Origin of the sequence: Streptomyces sp. JJ38 (genome assembly GCF_019303475.1) — a bacterium.
Lineage (GTDB): Bacteria > Actinomycetota > Actinomycetes > Streptomycetales > Streptomycetaceae > Streptomyces.
In genome coordinates, this window is sequence record NZ_JABLSI010000089.1 from 1 (window position 1) to 5953 (window position 5953).

3 protein-coding genes are annotated in these 5953 nt (G+C 77.4%); 2 read left to right on the forward strand and 1 reads right to left on the reverse strand.

What is annotated here, in order from left to right:
• Positions 1 to 2511 (reverse strand): FHA domain-containing protein (locus HPT28_RS26245; protein ID WP_219094440.1); only part of this gene is annotated, 2511 nt, incomplete at its 3' end.
• A gap of 422 nt (positions 2512 to 2933) precedes the next feature.
• Between HPT28_RS26245 and HPT28_RS26250 the strand changes: the two genes are divergently transcribed.
• Together HPT28_RS26250 and HPT28_RS26255 are read left to right on the forward strand one after the other, a co-directional pair.
• Positions 2934 to 4748, forward strand: coding sequence for a serine/threonine-protein kinase (locus tag HPT28_RS26250; RefSeq protein ID WP_219094442.1), 1815 nt, complete (start codon positions 2934 to 2936; stop codon positions 4746 to 4748).
• Between the two features lie 166 nt (positions 4749 to 4914).
• Positions 4915 to 5953, forward strand: a 1039-nt coding sequence (locus tag HPT28_RS26255; protein ID WP_219094444.1) for a serine/threonine-protein kinase, incomplete at its 3' end; no start/stop codon positions are given.

Sequence of the window (5953 nt, forward strand, 5' to 3'; positions counted from 1 at the left end):
GGCCGCGACCCCGCCGGTGGTGGGCCGGCCCGCGGTCGCGTGCCTCGTCGCGCCCTCGGCCGCCGCGGCGCGGCCCGTCGCGCCCTGGCCGTCGCGGGCCACGAACGCCTCGTAGACGTGGCCGTCCAACAGCTCCGCCCGCCGCTTCAGCTCACCCGTCAGCGCCTGGGCGAACGACCGCATACGGACCGGGTCGCCCGCGCTCAGGTACAGGACGGTGTGCGGCAGCTCCGTGGCCGCCCGAAGGGCCTGCCCGGAGCCGCCGTCCACGAGCAGGAGCCCCAGCCGGTCGGGACGTTCGGCCACGGCGAGCCCGGCGGCCGCGGAACACAACAGCTCGGACTTGCCGCTCCCGGCGGCCCCGCTGACCAGTACATGGCTGCGCGCGGCCGCCAGGTCGACGTCGACCGGCCCGCGCGGCCCGGCCCCCAGGAGCAGTGCGGCGCCGGGCGGACGGCCGCCGGGCTCCGGCCAGCGCGCCAGCACCGCCGCCGGGGTGGCGCGCGCCAAACCCAGCTCATCCAGCAGCCGCGAGCTGTCGGGCAGTGGGGCGGCGTGCCGCGCGGGCGGGGCACCCGTGCCGGTACCGGCCGTCTCGGCCTCCCGCAGCGGGGCCAGGGACCGGGCCACCCGCTCGGCCCAGGGCGCGGACACCCCGTCGACCGTCGCCGGCTCGCCCGCCCTGTCCCCGCCCCGGCGCACCACCCGGACCGCCGTCGCGACGGCGCCGCTGAGCAGCCCCACCGCGCCGCACTCGTGAAAGGCCGGGAGTACGCTGCCCGCCGCGGCCAGCGTCTCGGACTGCGGGGACGAGGGCGTGGCCGGAGCCGTCTCGGCCAGGCACAGCACGTGGACCCCGGCCGCGGCCCCGCCCGAGGTCAGTCGGGCGACGGCCTCCCGCAGGGCTGCTGTACCGGGATCGCCGTCCACCACGAGCACCGTCGCCGGGCCGGTGTGGCGGGCGGCGGCGGCCCGCACCTCGTGCCGCTCGGCGCTCGTCCAGCCGGGCCCGAGCGGGCTGTCGTCCAGCCTCCGGGACAGCTCCGCGGTGCGGGCCGTGGCCTGCTCGCGGTCGAACGCGAGCAGCAGCCGGCAGCCCTGGCCCCGGGCCGGGCGCAGATGCGGCAGCCAGCCCAGCCACGACCAGTCCCGAGTGCGCGGAGTCCCGCGCCCGGAGGCGAGCAGCACGATCTCCAGTGAGCTGGGCGGATGCAGCGTGGCGAGCTGTGCGAGGACGGACCTGGCCAGGGGCAGCAGCCGGTTGCGGGGGCCCGCGAGCCCGAGGGAACCGGCCTCGCGCAGCGAGACGGTCACCGGGCTGCCCGCGCGGGTTCCGTGGTGCGCCGTGCCCAGCCGTACCGTCAGCGCGTCCTCGTGCGCGGGCTGCCCGACGTGGCGCTCCCACAGGCGTGGACCGTGGCCGAGGGCGGTCAGCAGGACCTCGGCGGGGTCGGGCCAGCGCCCCGGATCGGGGACGGGCACCGGGCCGCCCGCCGCCGCGGTGGCCAGGCCGTCGTACGGACCGGGGGCGGGGGGCGGCCGCCTGGCGGAGAACCGGCGGGCCCAGGCGCCGATGCCGCGGGCCGCACGGTGGTCGGCCTCGGTGGTCGCGTGCTCCTGCGGGGCGCCGGACGGGGGCCCCGGCGCGGCGGCCGGTGCGCCCGGGGAGCCGGCGGCCGGTATGCCGGCCACGCCGGTGCCGTGTGTGACGCCGCCCGCCGGGCTCGCGGGGGCGAGCGGCTCGCCGCGCCCGCCGGACCGGGACTGCTCGGGGACGTAGGCGAGCGCCGCGGCCTGCCGGGACGCCGAAGGGGCGGCCGGGGCCTCGGGGGCGTGCGCCCCGGAGAGCGGGGTGCGCTGGGCGGGGAGCGACGGGTCGTGCGGCAGGGGCACTGGGTCCGTGCGCAGCCGCAGCACCGACTCGCCCACCCGCAGCGAGGCACCGGGACGCAACGGGACGGGACGTTCCCCGACCGCAGCGCCGTCGGCCGTCGTGCCGTTGGTCGATCCCAGGTCCGCCAGGCTGACGGCGCCCGACTCCGTGACCGTCACGACGCAGTGCAGCCGGGAGACGTCCGGGTCGTCCAGCACGATGTCGGCGTCGGCCGAGCGGCCGATGCGGATGTGGCCGCCGTGCAGCAGGTGGACGCCGCCCGCGTCGGGCCCCGCGACGACGTGCAGCCGTGGGCCGCCGCCGGGCGCGAGGGAGGCCGGCGGCTCGCCGGGCTGGTACAGGGTGACGACGGCGCCGTCCACCAACGGGGGCTCGCCGAGGACGTGCCGCTGGGCGTCGAGCCGCTGCCCGTCCGCGTAGACGGCGGCCGACTGGCCCTCGCGGGACGGGGCTGCGGGCGCGGCGCCGGAGGCGGCGGCCCACGCGGCCACCAGACCGCCGGTGACGGCGGCGAGCACGGTGCCGGGCGGGGCGGTGACCATGACGTCACACGCCTCCGCACCCTGCCTCGAGCCGCCGCGTGGCCCACGGACGGTGAGCCGGATCTGATTCGGCATCGCCCCTCCCGGTTCAGCCCCGTGTGTGCATCCTCCCACCCGCGACCGACATCCCATGCCGCGAGCGCCGTTCAATGATCTTGATTGACGTGGGCCGCACGGAAGTGAGTTCACATGTGACCGAGTTCACAACTGATGCGGTGACACTTCTGACCAGCCGTGTACCTATCACGACCGGAGCGGCTCGCGCTCGGTGGAGGGGGTCACCGCCGTCGTCCGGCGCCGCGGGCGGGGGGCGGCGTCGACCGGTTCCGGGCCACCGTGGCGGCGCCTTGTCTACAGTGGAGCGAACGGCCCGCGCGCGGGAGCGGGTGGGCCGGGCCGCTGGACGAACGAGCAGACAGCGTCCAAGATCACTCAGGTCCGGATCGCTCCGATCCCGACCGCCCAGTCCGCCCAGGAACGACCAGGGAGCCGATGACGTGCGGCCCGTAGGCAGCAAGTACCTCCTCGAGGAGGCGCTCGGACGGGGCGCCACCGGCACCGTGTGGCGCGGCCGGCAGCGGGAGACGGCCGGCGAGGAGGCCGCCGTCGCCGGTAGCCCCGGCGAGCTGGTCGCGATCAAGGTGCTCAAGGAGGAGCTGGCCGGCGACCCCGACGTCGTCATGCGCTTCCTGCGCGAGCGCTCCGTGCTGCTGCGGCTCGCGCACGAGAACATCGTCCGCACCCGCGACCTGGTCGTCGAGGGTGATCTGCTCGCCCTCGTCATGGACCTCGTCGACGGCCCCGACCTGCACCGCTATCTGCGGGAGAACGGGCCGCTGACCCCCGTCGCCGCCGCCCTGATCACCGCTCAGATCGCCGACGCGCTCGCCGCGAGCCACGACGACGGCGTCGTCCACCGCGACCTCAAGCCCGCCAACGTCCTCCTCGCCGAGGACGGCGACGGCATGCGGCCCATGCTGACCGACTTCGGCATCGCCCGCCTGGCCGACTCGCCCGGCCTCACCCGAGCCCACGAGTTCGTCGGCACCCCCGCCTACGTGGCGCCCGAGTCCGCCGAGGGCCGGCCCCAGACCTCCGCCGTGGACGTCTACGGCGCCGGCATCCTCCTCTACGAGCTGCTCACCGGCCGTCCCCCGTTCGGGGGCGGCAGCGCGCTCGAGGTACTCCACCGTCACCTGAACGAGGACCCCCGGCGCCCCGAGGGCCTGCCCGATCCGCTCTGGACGGTCGTCGAGCGCTGCCTGCGCAAGCGGCCCGAGGAACGGCCCAGCGCCGTCGCCCTCGCCCGGGCGCTGCGGACCGTGGCCGCCGGGCTCGCCCCGGACGCCGGCCCCGAGGAGCGCAGCGCCGCCCTGGGCGTGGCCGCCCTGCTGGCCCCCGACCCGAGCCCCGCCCCCGTCCCCGGTACCGGCTCCGGTGCCGACGGCGCGCCCGGCACCGGGGACGCCGACCCGACCCAGGTCCTCCCCGCCGGCAGCGGCGCCCCCGCGTTCGACCCGAACGCCGCGACCCGGGTCATGCCGCACGGCGGACCGGGAGAGGGCGCCGACCGGGGGATGCCCGCCGCTGCGGGCGGCCTCGACGGCACGGCCGTCATGCCGCAGCAGCCACCCGCCGAGCCGAGCCCCGCCGTCCCTGAGGGTGGGGGCGCCCACCCCTGGGAGAGTCAGCTCCGGGCCGCCCGCGACCGCAACGCGCAGACGCAGTATCAGCCGCTCGACCCGAGCCAGGACCCGCTGCGGCGCCGCACGCCGCGCCGTCCCGCGTCGCAGCAGCCCGGCGGGGCCCAGCAGCCCGGGCCCGCTCAACGGCCCGCCCGCGGGCAGTCGGCCGCCCCGGCGCCCGACCGGCAGGACTACGCGTCTCGCGCACCTCAGCAGCACCGGCAGCACCGGCAGTATCAGCAGCCCTCGGCGCCGCAGCAGCACCAGCAGGCGCCGCAGCCTTACCAGCCGCAGCCTTACCAACCGCAGCCGCAGCCGCAGCGGTACGAGCCGCAGCCGCAGCGGTACGACGAGCGCCGCCCGGCTCGTGCACCCCGGGAGCCGAGGCCGGCGCGGCGGCGCGGCGCCAACCCCATGCGCATCCCGGGCCTCGGGTGTCTCAAGGGCTGCCTGTTCATGATCCTGATCCTCGCCGCGATCGTGGCGCTGGTCTGGAACTTCACCCCGGTCCCGGAATGGGTGGCCGAGGGGCGCAGCTTCTGGGAGACGATGGTCGACTGGTTCGGGGAGATCCGCGAGGCCGTCGGCGCCCGGATGGACGCCAGCGGCGGTCCGGGCGCCGGCTGAGCCACCGACGGCACCGCGGGACGGACCGTGCGGAGGCACGCGCGGACCACCCCCGATGCCGCTGGACGGGCCACCGAGGGCCGGTGTTTCCCGGTATACCCGTTATGTCCGAGGGAGTTTGACGCAGCGGCTCACCATGGCCCCGGCGCCGGATACTTTGGACGCCATGGCACGGAAGATCGGTAGTCGATACACGGCCCACCAGATCCTCGGTCGCGGCAGCGCCGGCACGGTGTGGCTGGGCTCGGGGCCGGAGGGCCCCGTCGCGATCAAGCTACTGCGTGAGGACCTGGCGGCCGACCAGGAGCTCGTCGGCCGCTTCGTCCAGGAGCGCGCCGCGCTGCTGAGCCTGGACCACCCCCGGGTCGTCGGCGTGCGCGACCTCGTCGTGGACGGGCACGACCTCGCCCTCGTCATGGAGCTGGTCCGCGGCTCGGACCTGCGCACGCAGCTCGACCGCGACCGGCGGCTGACGCCCGCCGACGCCGTGCGTGTCGCCGCCGACATCGCCGACGCGCTGGCCGCCGCCCACGCGGCCGGTTACGTCCACCGCGACGTGAAGCCCGAGAACATCCTGCTGGACGAGGCGCACGGACACGCGCTCCTCACCGACTTCGGTATCGCCCGGCTCATCGACGCGCCCCGGCGCGGGGGCGGCGGACGGGTCGTCGGCACCCCCGACTACGTCGCGCCCGAGATCGTCGAGGGGCTGCCGCCCCGCGCGGCCGTGGACATCTACGCCCTGGCCACCGTGCTCTACGAGGCCCTGGCCGGGTTCACGCCGTTCGGCGGCGGGCATCCTGGCGCCGTGCTGCGCCGCCAGGTCACGGAGAGCGTCGCGCCGCTGCCCGGCATCCCCGACGAGCTGTGGCGGCTGATCCACCAGTGCCTGGCCAAGGCCCCCGCCTCCCGGCTGCGGGCGCCGGAGCTGGCGGCCCGGCTGCGGGAGCTGCACCCGCACCTGGCGGGCCAGCCTCCGCTGGACATCGACGAGCCGGAGCCCGAGCCCGTCCCCCAGGAGGAGCCGCCCGCCTACGAGCCGCCGCCCGCCCGGGGTGCTGTGTCCCTGGTACGCGGCACCCCGGCCCCGGACGCGGCCAGCCGCGAGACGCACACCAGCATGCGGGTCCCCGCCGCGGACGAGCTCGCGGGCGGCGCCCGCGGCACGGCGCGCACGCCCCGGGCGCCCGGCCAGCCGCGGGCCG